Here is a 20596-nt window from a genome sequence, read left to right on the forward strand (position 1 = left end):
GCATGGCCGGTTCGACTCCAGCGTAGCGATCGACCTTGAATTCCAGTGCGTTTCAGGAAGATCGACGCGCGAAACCGTCAGATACTTTCCTCAGGAGGGTGGGTAGCGCCCTGAAAGGAAAGCAAATGAACCGCAGACAAATGATGCAATCGACGCTCCTCGCATCGCTCGCCGTGGGTGGCAGTTCCACGTGGGTATCGGCGGGGGGCGCGGAGCAACCGGAGCCCGCCGCGGGCTTTCGCGAGGAAAGCGATAGTCTTGGCGTCGTCAATGTACCGGCAGACAAACTGTGGGGCGCACAAACCCAACGCTCGCTCCAGCATTTCAGCATCGGCGACGATCTGATTCCGCGTGAAATGATCATTACCTACGCGATTCTGAAAAAGGCGGCAGCCAACGTCAATTTCAAGGAACAGCGGCTTGGAGCGGTTCAGCACGATCTCATCGTCAAGGTATGCGACGAGATACTCGCCGGCCAGCATCACGACATGTTTCCGCTGCACGTATGGATGACCGGCAGCGGTACGCAGTTCAACATGAACGTCAATGAGGTGATATCGAATCGCTGCTGTCAACTAGCCGGCACACCGCTCGGCAGCAAGACACCCGTGCATCCGAACGATCATGTGAACATGTCACAATCGTCGAACGACTCGTTTCCGAGCGCCATGTACATGGCAGCGGCAATCAACGTCAAGGAGCGGCTCGCGCCGACGGTTACCGCCTTGCGCGACGCGATTGGTGTGAAAGCGATTGCCTGGAAGGACATAGTCAAGATCGGGCGGACCCATATGCAGGACGCGACTCCGATCACTCTGGGACAGGAGTGGTCTGGCTACGAGGGCATGCTCACCGATAACCTGGAGCGACTCGACGACGCGCTAAAAGGTGTCTATCGCCTTGCGCTCGGCGGCACGGCGGTCGGCACAGGCCTGAATTCCACGCCTGAATTCGCAGGCGCAGCCGCTGCCGAGATTGCCCTCTTGACGAATCTTCCGTTCGTCACAGCCCCGAACAAGTTCACCGTGCAAGGCGCGCACGATGCGCTCATCCATTTGTCCGGCACGATGCGCACGCTCGCATGTTCGCTCTACAAGATCGCCAACGACATTCGGCTGATGTCCTGTGGGCCTCGCGCCGGATTCGCAGAACTGATCATTCCTGAGAACGAGCCGGGTTCGTCGATCATGCCTGGCAAGGTCAACCCTACGCAGGCCGAGGCGCTCGCGATGGTCGCAACGCAAGTGATCGGCGACGATGTGGCAACGGGTATCGGCGGCGCGAGCGGCTATCTGGAGATGAACGTCTACAAGCCGCTGATCATCTTCGACATCATGCACTCCATCGCTATCGTGAGCGACTCGTGCACGAACTTTCGGAAGTTTCTGGTGGAAGGCACGAAGCCGAATCTGAAGAAAATCCAGGAAGATGTCGATCGTTCGTTGATGCTCGTAACGGCGCTTTCGCCGGTTATCGGCTATGATAAATCGTCGAAGATCGCGCACTACGCATACGATAACGATCTCACGCTCAAGCAGGCAGCCTTGAAACTCGGCTATGTGACGGAAGCGCAATTTGACCAGATCGTCGATCCCAAGAAGATGGTCAGACCGTACGTTGCGCATCAATGACTGCCGATCGCGAGTAACATCTGCTGGATCCAAACGCCACCTGGCTGCTGCAGGCGCACGCGGATCGCCCGGATTTTCGTGCTGCGCTAAGTGCGCTTCGAAAGCGCTCGAGCGCGCCAGGCTGCGCCTTCTTGGCGATAATTGAGCATGACGGTGTTATGGACAACCTTGCCAGGCTGGTATCTATCGTCAGTCGCCGGACTTTCAGGGCTGAAGGTCATGTCTTCGCCGTCACGCCCGAGCGAGTGGCAATTGCGGAGGGCGTGCGCGCCGCCGTGGCGATGGCGCCGATGCTGGCCGCGGCAGTGCTGCTGGCACGACCTGAGGTTGCGCTTGGCGCCGTTGCGGCTTTCTGGAACTGCCTGTGCGATCCCCAAGGGGAGAAAGCCGCGCGCCTCAAAGCGATGGGCACCTTCACGATCCTCGGCGGCATCGCCATGCCGCTCTCTGCCTACGCAGCGAGTTGGGGCTATTTCGCAAGTCTCGTCACGTTGTTTGTCCTGGTGTTCCTGTGCGGACTGGCGCGATCCTACAAACCGGCGCTTGGCCCGATGCCCACGCAGGCGGGCCTCGTTGCCTCGCTTGCCGTCGTCATTGGGGTTGCGTTAGCGAGACCCCTGTTCGGCGCGCTCGAATTAGGCGGATATTTTTTGCTCGGCTCCGCCTGGACCATGCTGTTCTGTGTCTTCCTCTGGCCAATTCCATTCCGGCAATCGGCCAATCTGATGCTTTCGACGATCTTCGGAAGGCTGGAGATCATGACGGGTTTTTTGCTGGTGCTGGATCCGCTCCCAGGCGCGAATGTCACTGGTTGGGAGGAGTTCGATACGGTGCACCGCCGGGGTGTACGCATGTCTATCGAACGGGGCAGGGCGTTGGCGGCCCTCGACACCAGCAATGGATCGCGGCTTGGGCCGTATATCGATACGGCGGCTAGAATATTTTCCGCGTTGATTGCCATCGGTCACTCTCGGCGCATGTCAGAAACGGCCCTCAACGCGAATTCGCGCGACCTGCTGCAAGGACTGCTGCAGGTGCTTCAGGAACTGAGCGCCCACGCTCTGCTGGATCGTCCGCTTCCCGATGCGGTTGGCGTGCAGTCGAACGCTCTTGTGCGCCAGGCTGCGGGTCAGGACGACATGGCAGCACGCGCCGTGGCGTTTGCGGCAAGCGCCATTGTTCGCCTCGCGAAGGGTGGGTTAGCCTCAGTCGTCGGCAGCACGGCGTCCCCGGTCGCTGCAGCGCATATGCGCCAGTTAGTGGACTCGCTGGTTTGGCGCCACGCGCTAAGAGTTGCGATTGCGACGGTAATCGCTTTTGCCATTGGTACCTGGCTAAACGTCACGCTCGCCTATTGGGGCGCGCTGGCCGCAATCATCGTGACGCAACCGATTTCCTCCAACACATGGCTGCGCGTTTTGGAGAGAGCAATCGGCAGCCTCATTGGCGGACTGATTGCCGCGGCACTTCTGGCGACGCTGCCGGGTCCTGGCGCAATGCTCCTCGCCATTCTGCCGCTTGCCGCCGCGGCCATTGCCTCGAGGCTGGTGAGCTACGGCTTGTTCGTGATCTTTCTGTGTCCCATGTTCATGCTGGTTTCCGACTTCATTCACCCGACGGGCGGCTTGATTGCTGCACGCTTTGTAAATGAGGTCATTGGCGCCTTTGTGGGCGTGGCGGCCAGCTTCCTCTTGTGGCCTGAGCGGAGCAGCGACACGCTTACAGCGGCGGTTTCCGCCGCGATCTCTGCGAACATGCGCTTCGCGTCAGCCGCGCTGCGTCTGGACGGCGGCTCTGCCGCTACGCTTGATAACCTGCAACGAGACGCCGGGCTCGCAAGCACTCGCCTGGAAGCTGCACGAGAGCGCCTGCTTCTGGAGGGGCGTTGGCGATCTGCGTGGCTTGAGCACCTGCGGGACGTCATCGTGGCTTTGCGCTCGGTTTCCGGTGCTGCCGCGGTGCTCGAGGTCCTGCGGGAAGGAGACCCCGGCGCAGTAGATCGCCAAAGGGCTGACGGCTACGATGCGATGACCGTACAGCTGCTGCACGCGCTGGCCTCCCGGACTACCTGGCAGTTACCGGCGGCTCAACCGGCCGGCGTTGCCGAAGACGACCTCGGGCAGGCGATCCTCAACTTTGTAAGTGCTTTCAATGCGTACGTTTCCAGATAGGTGAGATACGTGCATTTCGATAAAAAGCAGTCGTTTTGGTCATCGCTACTCTGCCGATCCACATAGAATGACTTCGGCCTCATGTCTTCGCATAGGAAAGGTGCTAGCCATGGCAAAGCAGAATCTGACGTTTCTACTGAACAAGAATCTGGATTTTCCCGTCACCGCTGAACCCTGGACAAGCCTGCTGTCGGAGGCAGGCATGAACGCCGAGGTGACGACGGACATTCCGGAGATGAACCGGCTGCTCGAGGCTGGCAGCCCGAATATGGCGTATGTTCCAGGGGCGGGTTTCTGCGTGATGATGCGAAAGGGTAATCCGCACTATCGCGGCCTTGTCATCGCAACGTCAAAGTTCTCCGGTCAACCCGCTCAACGCACGCTGCTTGTAGTTCGTCACGACGATCAGGCAAACAGCCTCGACGACCTTGAAGGATCGACCTACGGATACCTGAACAGGTCCTGTTCTTCCAGTTTCTTTCCGCCTGCCATTATGTTGAACGAGAAAGGAAAGAAGCTTGAAACCTTCTTCGAACTCAAGCAGGTTGCGGGATGGCAGGACCGGGTCGACGCAGTGGTCGCGAAGTCCATCCGTGCAACGATGATTCTGGAAGACGTATGGAAGATGACACCCGCGAACGTGCAGGCGACGAAGGTCATCGGCGAATATAATTCTTGCGTACCCGCCGTCCTTATCGTGCGCAAGGATCTCAGTGCGGATGTCGCGACGGCATTTCGGGAGCAGCTCTTGAGCTACATGCCGGACTGGAAAAACGTCTACGGGGCCTTCCGGCCGTTTTATTTAGCCGATATCCAGACCTTTTACCACCAGGTTTGCCAACTGCCTGACGATGAGGTTTGATTGGCGTGAAGACGAATCGTGACACGTGGGGCCGGTTGAAGCCAGAACCGTTTATGCGCTTCTAGCCGTGATGCTCAAGTGCAAAGTCGAGCGAGAACCGTGCGGCATTGACGCTGTTCAATAATTTCTTGGCTGCACGTTGCCGATCGGACGGTAGCTCGAGCAGTTCTCCAACCAATGCATTCGTTGCGTCTTCGAGTTCGCTGTCCATCGCGAATTCAGTGGCAATGCCCCAGTCATAGGCCTGCACCCCGCAGATAAGCCGCGAGCGCATGACGATGTCCTTTGTACGCCCGGTACCGATCAAGTCACGGAGGGACGCCACGCTCTCGAAGCGGACGCCGTGGCCCGCGTTTTGCTCCGGAAGTCCGTACAGTGTCGTTTCCGTGGCTAGCCGCAGGTCGCACGCGAGGGACAACTCGAACGCAGCGCCGAAGCAATAACCTCTGGTCGCGGCAATGACCGGCTTGCTGCAACGCGATGGTGCACTTAGCGCCCACGCAAGCCTCGACTCATGGTCTGTAGAGACGTCAATAGACTCGTGCTTGAAGTGTCCGCTGGAGAAGTGTTCGCCAGCACCGCGCAGCACGATCACGCGGACGGCCGAGTCAGTGTCCAGAGTCTCGAACACGCGACGCAATTGCTCGCATTGCGTGAGGGACATCAGATTGAAGGGCGAGCGGTCGAGCACGATTTCGGCACAGGAGTTCTTCGGACTGAATTCGACGCGGAAGCCGTCGAAACGGGTTGGCAATCCGGGTGCCTGAAAGGCAAGCGTCGTCATGGTTTCCTCAGATGCTAAATCGCATATCGTCGAGCAACGCATTCATATGAACATGCGAGGTGTTACGATTTCAGCGCCGATGCGCCGCGGTTCCGCAAGGCTCAATATCAATCTAACACGAGTTAGTAAATTTTCAACCGCAAAGTCACTTTGAGCCGGAAAGCGGAGATTTTGGGGCATTTGCCCTTGAAATCCTGAGCCACCAGCAAGCCGAAGAAGCCTTCCGCGTGGGAGGCCGGTATTTCCTTCCTCGCGCCGCAATCTCATCTTCAAGACGTTCGCAAATCACGCACTGCAAGCCGGACCGCCGTATGCCCACTTGAATGTTTCTGGCGAATTGCCTAGCCTGATATCAGGTTTCATCGGCAAGATCGGGAGTGTACGCATGGACGCACGAAGGCGTCCATTTTTTACACCCGGAACTAACGCGCGTTAGCGCTGCGATCCTCAGGAATGTCATGGCAACGGCTCCGGCAACAGGCGGTCGTAGGTCGCTTATCGCAATCGTGCGTCCGTCCGCGCGGCGGCGCAACGGGGAAGCGCTCACGGCGTGGATGCTGATTCTGCCTTCGCTGATCGGTCTAGTCGTGTTTTATCTGTTGCCGACGGTGAGGGCGATAGGGGTCAGCACAACCGACTGGAACCTCATGGCTGCGCCACGCGCCGTCGGAATGGATAACTATCGCGCTATGCTCGCCGATGGTGATTTCTGGCACGCACTCGAACTATCCGCATACTACGTCTTCCTGAATATACCGACGCAGACAGTGATCGGCCTGCTGCTCGCGGTACTGATGGACCGTCTATGTGGAGCGATTGCCATACGCGCGATCGTGCTGTTGCCTTTTCTTCTCTCCAATGTGCTCGTCGCACTGATGTGGGTATGGCTGCTCGATCCGATGCTCGGCTGGGTCAACGCGATGCTCGAGTCAATCGGCTTTGCAAACCGGTCATTTTTCGGCTCGCCGGTCGAGGCGCTCGCCACAGTCGCGGCTGTCAATACCTGGCGATATACAGGCATGGTCGCATTGCTGTTTCTGGCTGGCCTGCAGCGCATTCCCCGCTGTCTTTACGAAGCGGCACTACTGGATGGCGCCGGAGAATGGCAGCTGTTTCGCAGCATTACGGTTCCGTTGCTGAGGCCTGTGATGTTGTTCGTGATTGTCACGAGCATAACCGGTGCGTTCCAGATCTTCGATACGGTCGCCGTGGCAACACATGGCGGCCCGGCCAGCTCGACGCGCGTGATCGTCTACTACATCTACGAAAACGCGTTCAAATTCCACAGGATGGGCTATGCGTGCGCCATGTCGATCGCATTGCTGTCCATCATGGCTTTGTATAGTGCGGTGCAGATGCGCCTTTTTCATGCAAGCGAGTCTGAGCTGGCTCATTTAAGTTTCGATCTCGGTACGCTCGACCACGTGGTCACTACGCCAGCGCGTGTTGTGTGTATCAGCACGGGACGAGTGCTTGCCTGGTGTGTGCTCGCGGCGATGATCGCTGTGACGCTGGTTCCGCTCTTGATGGTCCTGCGCACTGCGCTTACACCGCCCGCTGACTTGTACACGTCAACTGGAAGATGGTTGTCACCGGCATTCACGCTGGAGAATTTTCTTCGTGCCCTCGGATTGGTGAACGATAACGTCGCTCTTGCCGATGGGGGATCCGGCGGCAACATCAATTTGCTGAGATCACTGCTGAATTCGGTGATCTTTACAGGGCTCATAGTGGTGGGTCAGGTTGTGTTCAGCGCCATGGCCGCCTATGCGTTCGCGCGCTTGCGTTTCCCTGCGCGCGAGCCGTTGTTTGCGCTGTTCCTCGTCTCCCTGATGTTGCCGAATATCGTTCTGTTCATCCCGAACTTTATTCTGATCAAGGAACTGGGGTGGCTCAACACCTATGCAGGCATGGTGGCGCCGTTTTTTCTTGTATGGGCGTTTGCGATCTTCTTCCTCCGCCAGTCTTTTTTATCGATTCCGCGCGACCTGGAGGAGGCGGCGCTTCTCGACGGCGCATCGTACTGGAAGATATTCTGGCGCATCGTTGTTCCGGTGAGCCGGGCGCCGATAGCGACAGTCGCGATTCTATCGGCCGTTAACGCCTGGAATGAATTCCTTTGGCCGTTCATCGTGGCGAACGCCGACGACATGCAGGTGCTCACCGTTGCCTTGCAGGCGTTCAAGTCGCAAGCTCCCCAAGGCGCCCCGGACTGGACCGGCCTGATGGCTGCCGCCTGTCTGGCCGCGCTTCCGATGCTCGCTTTGCTGATTGCCTTCGGGCGTTATGTGGTCGAATCGTACAGGCCGGTCCGGACGCGCATATGAAGGGTCCCTCACCCCGCAGCGGGCGACATCCGATCCCGCAGATTACTGCGGCGTTCACTGCGATGGCTGCGGCGATCGTCGCGCACGCGGCCGGCAGCGTCGAGATCAGGTATGCCCTCTGGGACGCGAATCAGCGACCCGCATATCAGTCGTGCGCCACGCAGTTCGAGAAAGAAAACCCCGGAATCCATATCAGGATCTCGCAGGTCGGATGGTCGGACTACTGGACTGTGCTCACGACGCAGTTCGTGTCAGGCACGGCGCCCGACGTGTTCGCGAATCACTTGATGAAATATCCTGAGATGGTGACCAACGGGCAACTCGTCGATCTGACTCCGTACATCCACCGGGACAAGGTCGCGACTGGCAGCTTCTATCCTGCATTGCTGATGAACTGGTCGAGGAACGGACATCAATACGGCTTGCCGAAGGACTGGGATACCGTTGCGCTGGTCTATAACAAGCAGATGTTCAGGGATGCGGGCATCGCCCCGGCGGCGATCACAGACTGGACATGGAATGACCTGGATGGCGGTACCTTCGGGAAGGCGATCGCAAGGCTTACGATCGATACCAACGGCAATCGTGGGGATTCGAAGCAGTTCGACCCGCAGCACGTCAAGGTGCGCGGATATCAGATCGGTCGGGCGGGGGGCATGATGGGGCAGACCGAATGGAGCTCGTTTGCGGTGTCTGAAGGCTTCAAATATAACGATGGCCCATGGACCACTCTCTACTACTATGACGATCCGCGGCTGGCGCGCACGCTCGAGTGGATCGTAGGCTTGTCGAAGAGGGGCTATTCGGCCCCTTTCGAAGAAGCCAGCAGGCTGGGAAGTTCAGCCATGCTTGCCGCAGGAAAGGTCGCCATGGTGAGCGACGGCTCGTGGATGGTCAACTGGTATGCGCAGAACGCGAAATTCGAGGTCGGATATGCGGTGCTGCCTAAAGGTTCGGCCGGTCGTGCGTCCATGTTCAATGGGCTGGCGGACTCGATCTGGAGTGGCAGTGTCCATAAGGAAGAGTCGTGGAGGTGGGTCAGATTTCTGGCTTCCACGACTTGCCAGAAGATCGTTGCACAGGACGGCGTGGTGTTTCCCGCAATACAGGGTCTCGACAGGATCACGGTCGATGTGCATGCAAAACGCAATATCGATACGCAGGCCTTCCTCGATATGAGGCAGGCAACGACATACCAGCCTCCCATCGCAACGGGTGCCGCGCAGATCGACGCGATCATGGATACGACCATCGAATCCATCTTTTTGGGCCGCGTCGATGCTGCGATAGCGCTCAAAGAGGCGAATGAGAAGGTCAACGAGGTCGGGCGACGCCAGGAGTCACGCGCGCCCATCCAGGGGCACACAACGGAGTAGACGTGCATGTCATCGAGACAGCCAGTCAAGATCGCCTTGATCGGAGCGGGTAGCACGGTATTCGCGCGCAATCTGCTCGGCGACATTTTCAGCTATCCGGAACTCGCGGACGCGAGCATTGCCCTGCACGATATCGACGAGCGGCGGTTGGAGCTCTCCGCTCTCGTTGCGAACAGGGTGGCGGGGCAACTGCGGGCGAGTCCCCAGATTGTGGCGACGGCCGATCGCGTACGCGCGTTCGATGGCGCCGACTACGTGCTGAATCTGATTCAGGTTGGCGGCTATCAGCCAGCCACCGTGACCGACTTCGAAATCCCGAAACGGTACGGACTTGAGCAAACCATCGGCGACACCATCGGCATCGGCGGGATCATGCGAGGGCTGCGGACCATTCCGGTCATGCTCGAATTGCTCGCCGATATGGAGCGCGTCTGTCCCCATGCCGTGCATCTGAACTACGTGAATCCCATGGCGATCGTGTGTTGGGCGATGTACCGCGCGTCGTCGATCCGCACGATCGGGCTATGTCACAGTGTGCAGGCCACAGCGGCGGAACTCGCGAAGGACATTGGCGTGCCGTTCGATGAGATCCGATACACGTGCGCCGGCATCAATCACATGGCGTTCTTCCTGACATTTGGGCGACGCGGCGAAGATCTCTATCCCGAGCTGCATCGGGTGCGGACGCAGGGGCGTGTTCCCGACACGAATCGCGTCCGATACGAGATGCTCCATCGGCTCGGCTATTTCCCGACGGAATCGAGCGAACATTTTAGCGAGTATGTGCCCTGGTTCATCAAGCGCGGACGCGAAGACCTGCTCGACAGGTTCAATATCCCTGTGGACGAATACCTCGGCCGCTGCCAGGTCTATGAGGCTTCAAGGGAGTTCATGGAAAGGGAACTTCGTGAGCCTGGGTCGCAGGATCCAGAGGGCTTGCGAGCCGTGTTACTCGAGCATGGGTTCAAGGTCATGGACAAGCGTCATGACGGTGCGGTAGCGAGTCTCGAAGGTCTACGCACGATTACGCGCTCGCAGGAATTCGGGGCGACAATTATCCACTCGATTGAGTCCGGCACGCGCAACGTTGTCTATGGCAACGTACCCAACGCTGCGCTCATCGATAACTTGCCGCAAGGATGTTGCGTCGAGGTCCCCTGCCTGGTTGATGCGAATGGCGTGCAGCCGACCCATATCGGGGCCTTGCCGCCCCAGCTTGCTGCACTGATGCGCACGAATATCGGCGTGCAGGAGTTGACCGTCGAGGCTGCGCTCACGGGACGCCGCGATCACGTTTACCATGCCGCGATGCTGGACCCGCATACGGCGGCGGAACTGGATGTCGACCAGATCGTGGCGCTAGTCGATGATTTGCTCGACGCGCATCGCGACTGGCTTCCCGAGAGTCTGTCGAAGCGCATGCATGCCTGAACCGGGAGCCGATGCGCAAGTTCAGCGCAACGCATTCACGCTTACGCAGGTATGACGCGCCGCGTCGGTTGTGAATATAAAAAATGAGCCGAAAGATCACCACAACGAGAGTCACGAGCAGCCAGGTGGCAAAGCTTGCGGGCGTCTCGCGCACGACGGTCTCGTTTGTGCTCAACGATGTCCCGCATATGGGCATCAGCGAAGAGACGCGGGAGCGCGTGCTGAACGCTGCCCGTCAGTTGGGCTATGTGCCAAACGCGGCTGCGCGTTCGCTGGTGAGCGGCGCAACCCGCACCGTGGCGCTCGTGACGCCGCATAGCGAACACCTGAAGGTCGATGCCTTCATTCCGCGCATGCTTGCGGGAGTAAACGACACCTGTCACGCTCACGGATACAAGGTGATATTCGAGCCGATCATCGAGACGGGGCGTGCAGCGGGCGGCTTCCTCGAACTGGTCGACAGCCGCCGTATCGACGGACTCATTGCCATCAACACGCCGCGCTCCGACGACGTACACCTTGTGCGTCTCGCGTCCGAAGGCTTTCCGCTTGTGGTCTTCGGATCGAAGCTCGACGAACACGCGAACCTCTATAGCATCGACGTCGACATGCGCGAAGCGTCGCGCGTCGCAACGCGGCATCTTCTCGCGCTCGGGCACAAGCGAGTCGCCTATCTCGGGTTTGCATCCGACGAGTACCACGGGGTCACGGAGCGCCTCTACGGCTATCGCGACGCCTTGCGGGAGTTTGGTCTCGGCGTGGAAGCCGAGCGTGTCGGATTCGCGAACTTCAATGCGCAAAGCGGTTACGACGCCATGAACGCGATGCTCGAGCACGGTCCGTCTTTCACCGCACTGTTTGCAGGCAACGACACCGTCGCATTCGGTGCAATGGCCGCATTGCGCAAGGCTGGCTTGCGCATCCCCGATGACGTTGCAGTCGTCGGCTATGACGATATTCCGCTGGCCGCTTTTGCGACTCCGCCACTGACGACGATGCGGACCTTGCCTTATGAGCAGGCATGCGAGGCGTCTAACCTGCTGGTACGCCTTATGGCTGGCGAACGACCCGACGAGTTGCATTCGATGATGGCGGTTCCGCTCATCGTGCGTGAGTCTTGCGGCAGCGCAATCAGACAGGCGTAGCCGCTGACATGGCTTTTACTCGCGTTTCCTGACTGGAAGTCAGACGACTTACCGATTTTGAAATAGAAAGTAATGTTTCTCAGTGCCTCGCGCAAACTAATTCGACACCAAATGTTGTATTCGTCGTTCGATGTGGCATAGTGGAAAAAACTAACTTATCAAAGGAAATCCACGAATGGCTACGCTCCAATCGATTCAGGCAAGAATCGCAAAGCTGCAGGCTCAGGCAGAATCGCTGGTAACGACGAAATCGTCGGCGGTACTCGAGAAGATTCGCGGCCTGATGGAAAGGCATGCCGTGACGGTTGCCGACATCGAGGCATTTGTCGGCAAGCGGCGCGGCCGCAAGCCGGGAAAGGCCGTTGTCGCGAAGCAGGGCTCGTCGGCAGCGAAATATCGCGATCCCAAAACTGGCGCGACCTGGACCGGCCATGGTCGTGCTCCCGCGTGGATTGCAAACGCCAAGGACCGAAGCAAGTTCCTGATTGCAGGCGCGGCGCCGAAACCGGCTGCTGCAGTGAAGGCGCCCAAGGCAGGTAACTACGTGCGCGGGCCGCAACCGCCAAAATATCGCGACCCGAAAACCGGCGCGACGTGGTCCGGTCGTGGCATCGCACCGGCATGGCTCGCTGGCGCGAAGGACCGGTCGAAGTTTTTGATTGAAAAGGCCGAGCCTGTAGTGAAGACAGCCAAGGCGCCGGCAGCGAAGAAGGCCGCCGCAAAAAAGAACGCTGCATCGAAAAAGGCTGCTGTCAAGAAGGTATCTTCGCCGGCACGCAAAGCTGCGCCGAAGAACGGCGCAGCGGCGAAATCGCCGGCCGTCCGCAAGGCCCGTGCGCCGAAGCTTGTGGTGAAATCAACGGCGCCCGTCGAAGTTGCCGCGCCTGCGGCGGGCACTGAAGCTGTGAGCACGGCCGCTGCGGCCTGAGTTGCGCACACCGGGCTCCGGAAGCCTGCTTCCGGCCCGGTTCAGCGCTTGTTACTCGTGGCGGGGACCGCTTGAACACACGGACGGTTGCTGGCATCGACGTGGGCGGTGACAAGAAGGGCTGCCATCTGGTCATTCTGGAGGGCAGTCGAGCTTTCCGGCCTGCCGATACCATAACCCCGCAGGAGATGCTGCGAGCCTGCCTCGAGTACGGCGTGCAGGCCGTCGGGATCGATGCTCCATGCCAATGGGGTATCGAACATAAAGGGCGGCGTGCGGAACGGGAACTTGCGCGGCAACGCATCTTTTCCTTCGCCACGCCAACCCGACAACGGGCCGATGAGAATCCTGGGCGCTTCTACCGGTGGATGTTCAACGGAGAAGCCATTTACCAAGTCTTTTCTTCCGACTATCCGCTACTGTCATCTCGCGATTTCCAGGGCGGGCGTGTTAGCTTCGAAACATTTCCTCATGCTGTGACTTGCGCTCTCCGCGGCAAGGATGGGACGTCTGCGAAGGAGAAGCGCCGGCAACGGCCAGAAGTACTGGAAAGCGCTATGATCGACGCCTCTGGCTTGAAATCGATTGACGACTTCGATGCCGCGCTGTGTGCGCTGACCGCGAGATACCTGGTTGAGGGGCGCACATATGCTTACGGCGACGTGAAAGGTGGTTACATTCATGTTCCGATTCCACTGGCCTTGAACACGTATTGACGCTGAAACCGCGCCGCCGTGCGGGAACGCGTTGCAGTTGGCTTGCCGTGCGTTATGTGCCACTGCAGTTGTCACAAGGGCAATCACAGCTATTGACTGGATTCTGCACCCTCATCCCTTTCCGAGCGGCGGCCGACGTGAGAATCCCGCCATATTGCTCAACTGGGCCAGTTCATTGGCCGCCTCGAGTAGCAGTCCAGAGTACTCGTGAATCTTCCCGGTCGTTAGCCGTACCCGGGGACCGGCAACACTGATGACGCCGACGCAGCGCGAACCGTTCACCACGGGCGCCGCCACTGCCGACATACGCGGGGCAAACACCTCGTCGATCATCGCGTAGCCACGCACGCGCGCAGCATGCACGAAACCCAACAGCGCTTTTAGTGTCGTCGGCGCGTTGGGTCCGAACTCATTCGGCTGTCCGAAGCCTTGCTTCAAGACCAGCGAGGCCGCCTGTTCATCGGTCATCGTCATGAGCCATGCATGTCCGGTCGACGTGCATGAAAGTCGTGCCGCCTGGCCCATGTCGGGATCGTAGCGGAAGCCGGTGCGCTGTCCGTCCGCCTTCCCGACCCAGATGATCGCTTCGCCATCCACCAGCGACAGTCGCGCGAGTTCGCCTGTCTGGGCAGCGACGCGTTCGATGATCGGCTGGGCGATGTCCGCGATGCCCGTGAGGCTCAGGAATTCGAGTCCGTTCGACGTCATGCGCATGGTAAGGATGTAGCGGCTGTGATCGACCCGCTGCCTGACATACCCGCTTTCGATGAGTTCGGCGAGCAGGCGGTGGCAGGTGCTGCGCGGCAGAGACAAGGCATCGGCAATAGCCGCGAGGCCTGCACCTTCGCCTTGCGACGCCAGCAGATCGAGAATTCTCAGGCCGTTTCTAAGCGACATTTTTGGCCAACTTCCATATTATGAAATGGAGTTCCGGTGCGGAACGCCCCGCCTGTCCAGCGCAAACAATAGCACCTGTTCGTCGCCAGAAACGAACGCTTCGCCATATCGAGAATCCAGGAGACAACATGTCATTTTTTGCTGATTCGGACCTCGCCGGGGAAGGGCGGTCCGCGCAAGCTCACTTGATGGCGCGTCGGGCAGTAGCGGGGGCAACCGTCGGTACAGCGCTCGAATGGTTCGACTTTGCGCTGTATGGCGTCGTCGCGGCCACGATCTTTCCCAAGCTGTTTTTTCCGTCGCTCGACCCGACTGCTGCGCTGCTCGCGTCGCTGGCGAGCTTCTGGGCTGGATTGGCGGCCCGCCCGCTCGGCGCGGTGATCTGCGGGATGCTCGGTGACCGTTGGGGACGCCGCAAACTGATGCTGATCACCGTATCGGTGATGGGCGCGTCGTCGTTCCTGATGGGCTTGCTGCCCACTTACCACCAGGTTGGCATCCTCGCGCCGACACTGCTGGTGTCGCTGCGCATCATTCAAGGTTTCGCGCTTGGCGGCGAATCGACGGGCGCGCAATTGATGGCGGTGGAGCATGCCTCTGCCAACCGACGCGGCTGGTATTCAGGTCTGCTTGGCATTTGTTCGCCACTCAGCCAGATTCTCGCCAACTTTTCGCTCTTTACGCTGGCCGCGTTGCTTTCATCGGACGACTTCGATACCTGGGGCTGGCGAGTGCCGTTTCTCGCGAGCTTCGTTCTGGTGCTGCTCGGCATCTACATCCGCAGGAAGGTGAGCGAGACACCGGCGTTCGAGGTGCTCAAGAGGACTGGCGCATCCACACGCGCCGCCAATCCGCTCGGCACGGTCTTCAAATATCACTGGCGCACCGCGCTGCGCCTGACGCTGTTCTTCTGCGGCCCGGCCGCGCTGTTTTATCTGATCGTGGTCTTCTCGCTCAGCTACCTGACGAAACACCTCGGCGTGCCTAAGCAGACCGGTTTCATGCTGTTGATGGTGGCGAATGTCTGCGCCATCGTGGGCGCGCTGGCGGGCGGCTATCTGAGCGATCGGATCGGACGCAAACGTGCGCTGATGATCGGTTCGGCCTGCACGCTGATCTGCTGCCTGATTTACTTTCCAATCCTCAACCACAACTCGATCGCGATGACGATGGCAGTCATGGGCGCGTTCCTCGGCTTTACACAGTTCCAGAGCGGCATCCAGCCAGTCTGGTTCGCCGAGTCATTCCCGACCGAGGCGCGCTACACAGGGTCCGCACTGTCGTATTCGGGAGCCAACCTGCTCACCGGCGGCCCGATGCCTATCGTCGCCGTGGCGCTGCTCAATGCCTTTCACGGTTCCCCGTGGGCCATCGTAGCGGTCTGCGGCTCGCTGAACCTGATCTCCTTCCTGATGATCGCAATGTCCCGGGAAACCAAGGACACGGTCCTCGAACGCTCTTCTGCACACTGACACCATGACGCGCAAACTCTACATCCTCAATGGTTCCAACCTGAACATGCTGGGCGCGAGGGAGCCTCATCTTTATGGCAGCACTACGCTGAAGGACATCGAACAGAATTGCCTCACGCTGGCCGACGCGCTCAAGTTCGACTGCGTATTTCGTCAAACGAACAGCGAAAGCGAGTTGATCGACTGGATTCAGGAAGCATTCCTGCAGGACGCCGCGCTGATCATCAATCCGGCCGGCTTTTCATTCGGTCGGATTCCGGTGCTCGACGCAGTCAAGCTCATCCGCCGGCCAGTCGTGGAATTGCATATCACCAATATTCACCAACGCTCGGAAGAATATCGTCACTCGACGATTTCGGTGGCGGCCACCGCGGTAATTTGCGGGGCAGGAGCGAACGGATACTTGCTCGCGATCCGTGCGATTGACGATCTGTGGGGCAAACAGGCTTGAACCGACTCTTCGATGTATGAAGCACGCGGGCGCCTGGATGGAGCCCGCGTCCGTCGGCATGCGCGACATCGTCATCTGTCCCGACTTGCAACATCCGGCAACACCGGTGGTAACATTTGTTGTCACCCACTGCCAGAGCGACGCATGCCAGACAGTTTCGACCAGCTCGCCGCGCTGATCCGCGCGCGTTTCTCCGATTTGAGCCCGCAGTTCCAGACCGGCGCTGCCTTCCTGCTCGACCATCCCGACGAAGTGGCCGTTTCGTCGATGCGCAAAGTGGCCGAGCGCGCCCGCGTGCAGCCTGCTTCGCTCGTGCGGCTTTCCCAGCAACTGGGCTTTCCGGGCTGGAACGAGCTGCGGGACCTGTTCGTCGCGCGCGTGCGCACGCGGCCGGAGCCGCTTTCCTCGCGGGCCCGCTCGCTCGTGGCGGGCAATGCGAAGGACGGCCTCGCGCGCGACCTGCTCGTGGCACAACAGCACAATCTGGAGGCGAGCGCCGCGCACAATACCCGCTCGATGGTCGAGGCGGCGCGCGTGTTGCGTCGCGCGAAGCATGTGCACGTGGCGGGCTTTCGCTCGTGCTATGCAGTGGCGTTCGGGCTCGTCTACGGATACCGCCTGTTCCGGCCTTCGGTTTCCTTGCTGGGCGGCGAGGCGGGGACGCTGGAGATGCAGTTGCTCGGCATCGGGCGCGACAGCGCAACGATTGTTGTCAGCTTCGCACCGTATTCGGTCGAGGCGGTGCGCGTGGCCGAGGCCGCGCTCGCCAAAGGCAGTCGCCTGATCGCGATTACCGACAGCGCCGTCTCGCCCATTGCGCTGAACGCCGACAAGGCGCTGATCTTCACGCACGAAAGCCCATCGTTTTTCCCTTCGCTCGTCGCTGCGACGGCCCTGGCCGAGTCGCTCGTCGCCCATCTGCTGGCGCTCGAAGGCTCGGGCGCGATCGCGCAGCTCGAACAGGCCGAGCGTTCCTTGAACGCACGCGGCGCTTACGTGCCCTGAGCGCCACCCCCGGCATTTCCGCGCCATTTCGCGCCTGTTTTCCCGCAGCCGGATGTCGTTGTGAGCAGGCATCCGGCTTTGCTTTGCTCGTTTCCATCGCATTTGTTGTGATCGATTTTTAATTTGACAACATATGTTGCGGTGACGTATAAAGCGCACTATAGGAAGAGGTAGACCCATACCGGTAGCAAAAGCGAGAAACAGATGCAGGAACTCAAGACTATCCGCGTGGCCGGTTCGCCTGAGGCGATCGGCCGGCAGCTCGGCGCACACGTGAAGCCGACCTTTGCGGATTACATGGCGCAAAGCAGCGCCTGGCGGGCGGTGAGCCGCTGGCGCGGCAGTGCGTTTGCGCAGCAGTTGCGCGCCGCAGCCGCACAGTATTTTCCGACCTATGTCGCGGAAATCGACGCAATGGCGCAGGCGCTGGACTGGTCCGCGGAAGACCTGTTCCTCTGGAATTGCCGCGGTGAACTGATCCACCACGCACCGGACGGCTGCACGACGCTCGCGGTGCGCACGCCGGGTGTGGGCCTGATCGCGCACAACGAAGACGGCGACCCCTGGCTGCATGGCCACTGCAGCGTGGTCGAGGTCGAACCCGACGGAAAGCCCGGTTTCCTCAGCTTCTACTATCCGGGCTCGCTGCCGGGGCATACCTTCGCAGCTACGCGTGCGGGACTTGCGCAAGCGATCAACAACGTGCGCATCCGCGAGCCGCGCGTGGGTGTGCCGCGCATGATCCTGGCGCGCGCCGTGCTCGATTGCGCGACGCTGGAAGAAGCCCTCGCGCTGCTGCGCGACACGCCGCGCGCGAGCGGCTTCCACCACACGATCGGCGGGACCGACGAGGCGGGCGAGGTGCGTGTGGTTAGCGTCGAAGCCACTGCGCAGCGCGCTTCGGCGCGCGAAGTGAGCGCGCCCTCGGGACACGCGAATCACCTCATTCACTCGGGCTGCGAGCGTGAGGCGCAGATCGTCACCGACTCGTCGCGCGATCGCCAGACCCGTCTCGCCGAGCTGTTGCCCGCGCTTGGCGCGCAGCCCGACGGCGCGGCTTTCGTGCAGGTGCTGCAGGATCGCGCGGGCGCCGGCCTGCCGATCTTCCGCGACGATCCGCACGACCCCGACGACGAGAACACGCTCGCCACCGCCTGCATGCGCGTCGAGCCGCGCGGCGTGGCGTTCGACGTCTGGCAGGGCGGCGAGCGCGTGCTTGGCCGCTTTATCGATTCGAACGCGCGCGATGCAGACGGCGCGAACCGCTAAATATTCACGGACTTCATCGAGGACACATATGACCAAGGTGTTTCACCGGATGCCGAAGCAAAGCTTGCCCGTCGCGGTGGCAGGCGAAGGCATCGAAATCGTCGATTCCACCGGCAAGCGCTACATCGACGCAAGCGGCGGCGCCGCGGTTTCATGCCTCGGCCACAGCAACCAGCGCGTGATCGACGCGATCAAGCGTCAGGCGCAGCAACTGCCGTACGCGCACACCTCCTTCTTCACGACCGAGGTCTCGGAGCAACTCGCCGATCACCTCATCGCCGCGGCGCCCAAGGGGCTCGACCATGTGTACTTCGTGTCGGGCGGTTCGGAGGCGATCGAGGCCGCGCTCAAACTCGCGCGCCAGTACTTCGTGGAGAAGGGCGAGCTTGCGCGCCGCCACTTCATCGCGCGCCGGCAGAGCTATCACGGCAACACGCTCGGGGCGCTCGCGATCGGCGGCAATGCGTGGCGCCGCGAGCCGTTCCTGCCCATCCTGATCGAATCGCATCACGTGAGCCCTTGCTTTGCGTACCGAGAGCGCCACGAAGGCGAGACCGACGAGGCCTATGCGCAGCGCCTCGCCGATGAACTCGAGCAGAAGATTCTCGAACTCGGTTCCGAAACGGTTGCGGCCTTCGTCGCGGAAACCGTGGTGGGCGCAACGGCCGGCGCGGTGCCGCCCGTGCGCGACTACTTCCGCAAGATCCGCGCGGTGTGCGACCGTTACGGCGTGCTGCTGATCCTCGACGAGATCATGTCGGGTATGGGCCGCACCGGCCATCTGTTCGCCTGCGAAGAGGACGGCGTTGCGCCGGACCTGCTGACGATCGCGAAGGGCCTGGGCGCAGGCTACCAGCCGATCGGCGCGACGCTCGTGAGCCAGCGCATCTACGAGACGATCGTGGGCGGCAGCGGCTACTTCCAGCACGGCCACACGTATATCGGCCACGCCACGGCCTGCGCGGCGGCGCTCGAAGTGCAGCGCGTGATCGCCGAGGAGAAGCTGCTCGACAACGTGCTCGCCCGCGGCGAACAATTGCGTGCGCGTCTGCGCGAGCGTTATGCGGACCATCCGTACGTGGGCGATGTGCGCGGCCGCGGCCTGTTCGTCGGTGTCGAGCTGGTGAAGGACCGCGCCACGAAGGCCACCTTCGACCCGGCGCTCAAGCTGCACGCGGCGATCAAGCGCGAGGCGTTCGCGCGCGGCCTGATGGTCTATCCGATGGGCGGCACCGTGGACGGCCGCAACGGCGATCATGTGCTGCTCGCGCCGCCTTTCATCTGCACGGAGCAGAACATCGACTCGATCGTCGAGCGGCTTGCCGCGGCCGTCGACGGTGCGCTCGACGTAACGGGCGTGGCGCGCCCGGCGTAAGCTTCGCTGTATGGAGTTGAAGTGCAACTAACTGTCCGCCGCTAGCGGCGGCCGAGATCGCGGCGACCGCAATCGGTCGCGCGCGCCGGTCATAACCTCCAACGGAGTCCATTGATGACGCAAAACCCGACCTCGCGGCTTCCCGCTTTCGACGCTGCCCAGGCGACGCCGGAGCAGAAGGCGGTGCTGGACGAGATCCTTTCCGGTCCGCGCGGCAACCTCAACGGTCCGTTCCTCGGCTGGATCCACAGCCCGGAACTGGCGCAGCATGCGCAGCGCCTTGGGGCGTTCTGTCGTTACCAGACAGGCCTGTCGCTGCGCCTCTCAGAACTGGCGATTCTCGTCACGGCCGCGCGCTGGCAGGCGCAGGCAGAGTGGTACATCCATTATCCCATCGCCCTGAAGGCGGGCGTGCCCGAGGTGCTGGCCGAGCAGATCCGCACGGGCGTCGCGCCCCGGTTCGACGAGCCCGACGACGCGCTGATCTACGCGTTCACGACCGAGCTGTACGACGCGAAGCGTGTGTCCGACGCGACCTACGCGCGTGCCGTCGAGCGCTTTGGCTACGAAACCACGATCAACCTGGTCGGGCTGCTTGGCTACTACGCGCTCGTCGCAATGACGCTCAATGTCTTCGCCATGCGCGCGGAAGGCCAGACGACCTTGCCGTTTGCCGAATAAGCGGACTGACCGCGTCCTGCGCGCGCAGCCCCATCCGGCTTTGCCGGATGGGGCATTTTTTTGCACCGCACTGCA

The 20596-nt window shown here is 60.8% G+C and carries 17 protein-coding genes; 15 read left to right on the forward strand and 2 right to left on the reverse strand.

The window, feature by feature from the left end; all coding sequences use genetic code 11:
• The first annotated feature begins 125 nt into the window (after positions 1-125).
• The 3 genes from AB4Y36_RS22950 (at position 126) to AB4Y36_RS22960 (ending at position 4664) form a co-directional block, all read left to right on the forward strand.
• Positions 126-1631 carry a class II fumarate hydratase gene (locus tag AB4Y36_RS22950; RefSeq protein WP_368684168.1) on the forward strand — a complete coding sequence of 502 codons (1506 nt, stop codon included), beginning with the start codon at positions 126-128 and terminating at the stop codon, positions 1629-1631.
• 158 nt (positions 1632-1789) lie between these two features.
• A complete protein-coding gene (locus tag AB4Y36_RS22955; protein WP_368684169.1) occupies positions 1790-3802 on the forward strand; it encodes an FUSC family protein in 2013 nt (670 codons plus the stop codon).
• 109 nt (positions 3803-3911) lie between these two features.
• Positions 3912-4664 carry a phosphate/phosphite/phosphonate ABC transporter substrate-binding protein gene (locus AB4Y36_RS22960; protein WP_368684170.1) on the forward strand — a complete coding sequence of 251 codons (753 nt, stop codon included), beginning with the start codon at positions 3912-3914 and terminating at the stop codon, positions 4662-4664.
• Positions 4665-4725: 61 nt separating this feature from the next.
• On the opposite strand, the gene AB4Y36_RS22965 is transcribed toward AB4Y36_RS22960, so the two are convergent.
• Positions 4726-5448, reverse strand: a complete 723-nt coding sequence (locus tag AB4Y36_RS22965; RefSeq protein ID WP_368617921.1) for an enoyl-CoA hydratase/isomerase family protein — start codon at positions 5446-5448, stop codon at positions 4726-4728.
• A gap of 458 nt (positions 5449-5906) precedes the next feature.
• On the opposite strand from AB4Y36_RS22965, the gene AB4Y36_RS22970 reads away from it, so the two are divergent.
• The 6 genes from AB4Y36_RS22970 to AB4Y36_RS22995 all read left to right on the forward strand — a co-directional run bounded on the left by AB4Y36_RS22970 (position 5907) and on the right by AB4Y36_RS22995 (position 13371).
• Positions 5907-7775 (forward strand): ABC transporter permease subunit, encoded by a 1869-nt coding sequence (locus tag AB4Y36_RS22970; protein WP_368684171.1) that lies wholly within the window; start codon positions 5907-5909, stop codon positions 7773-7775.
• A complete protein-coding gene (locus tag AB4Y36_RS22975) occupies positions 7772-9151 on the forward strand; it encodes a sugar ABC transporter substrate-binding protein (RefSeq protein WP_368684172.1) in 1380 nt (459 codons plus the stop codon). Before AB4Y36_RS22970 ends, AB4Y36_RS22975 begins: the two co-directional genes overlap by 4 nt.
• A gap of 6 nt (positions 9152-9157) precedes the next feature.
• Positions 9158-10582: an alpha-glucosidase/alpha-galactosidase gene (locus tag AB4Y36_RS22980; RefSeq protein ID WP_368684173.1), complete on the forward strand. Its 1425-nt coding sequence runs from the start codon at positions 9158-9160 to the stop codon at positions 10580-10582.
• Positions 10583-10707: 125 nt separating this feature from the next.
• Complete coding sequence (locus AB4Y36_RS22985) at positions 10708-11727, forward strand: LacI family DNA-binding transcriptional regulator (protein WP_368617925.1); 1020 nt, start codon at positions 10708-10710, stop codon at positions 11725-11727.
• A gap of 175 nt (positions 11728-11902) precedes the next feature.
• Positions 11903-12655: an H-NS family nucleoid-associated regulatory protein gene (locus AB4Y36_RS22990; RefSeq protein WP_342946058.1), complete on the forward strand. Its 753-nt coding sequence runs from the start codon at positions 11903-11905 to the stop codon at positions 12653-12655.
• 71 nt (positions 12656-12726) lie between these two features.
• Entirely contained in the window at positions 12727-13371 is a 645-nt protein-coding gene (locus AB4Y36_RS22995; RefSeq protein WP_368684174.1) for a DUF429 domain-containing protein, read from the forward strand.
• 111 nt (positions 13372-13482) lie between these two features.
• Here the strand turns inward: AB4Y36_RS22995 and AB4Y36_RS23000 are convergent, their stop codons facing one another.
• Positions 13483-14268 (reverse strand): IclR family transcriptional regulator, encoded by a 786-nt coding sequence (locus tag AB4Y36_RS23000; protein WP_368684175.1) that lies wholly within the window; start codon positions 14266-14268, stop codon positions 13483-13485.
• A gap of 188 nt (positions 14269-14456) precedes the next feature.
• Between AB4Y36_RS23000 and AB4Y36_RS23005 the strand changes: the two genes are divergently transcribed.
• From AB4Y36_RS23005 to AB4Y36_RS23030, 6 genes are all read left to right on the forward strand, one after another.
• Positions 14457-15740: an MFS transporter gene (locus tag AB4Y36_RS23005; RefSeq protein ID WP_368684248.1), complete on the forward strand. Its 1284-nt coding sequence runs from the start codon at positions 14457-14459 to the stop codon at positions 15738-15740.
• Positions 15741-15744: 4 nt separating this feature from the next.
• A complete protein-coding gene (locus tag AB4Y36_RS23010) occupies positions 15745-16191 on the forward strand; it encodes a type II 3-dehydroquinate dehydratase (RefSeq protein WP_069261978.1) in 447 nt (148 codons plus the stop codon).
• A gap of 144 nt (positions 16192-16335) precedes the next feature.
• On the forward strand, positions 16336-17196 hold the full coding sequence (locus AB4Y36_RS23015; protein WP_368684176.1) for a MurR/RpiR family transcriptional regulator: 861 nt from the start codon (positions 16336-16338) through the stop codon (positions 17194-17196).
• Between the two features lie 204 nt (positions 17197-17400).
• The gene (locus tag AB4Y36_RS23020) at positions 17401-18465 is read left to right on the forward strand and encodes a C45 family autoproteolytic acyltransferase/hydolase (protein ID WP_368684177.1); all 1065 of its coding nucleotides are present in this window, start codon (positions 17401-17403) and stop codon (positions 18463-18465) included.
• 28 nt (positions 18466-18493) lie between these two features.
• Positions 18494-19840: an aspartate aminotransferase family protein gene (locus tag AB4Y36_RS23025; protein WP_368684178.1), complete on the forward strand. Its 1347-nt coding sequence runs from the start codon at positions 18494-18496 to the stop codon at positions 19838-19840.
• 114 nt (positions 19841-19954) lie between these two features.
• Positions 19955-20521 (forward strand): carboxymuconolactone decarboxylase family protein, encoded by a 567-nt coding sequence (locus AB4Y36_RS23030; RefSeq protein ID WP_069261974.1) that lies wholly within the window; start codon positions 19955-19957, stop codon positions 20519-20521.
• Positions 20522-20596 lie beyond the last annotated feature (75 nt).

Origin of the sequence: Paraburkholderia sp. BR10936, from assembly GCF_040965735.1 — a bacterium.
Taxonomy (GTDB): domain Bacteria; phylum Pseudomonadota; class Gammaproteobacteria; order Burkholderiales; family Burkholderiaceae; genus Paraburkholderia; species Paraburkholderia nodosa_A.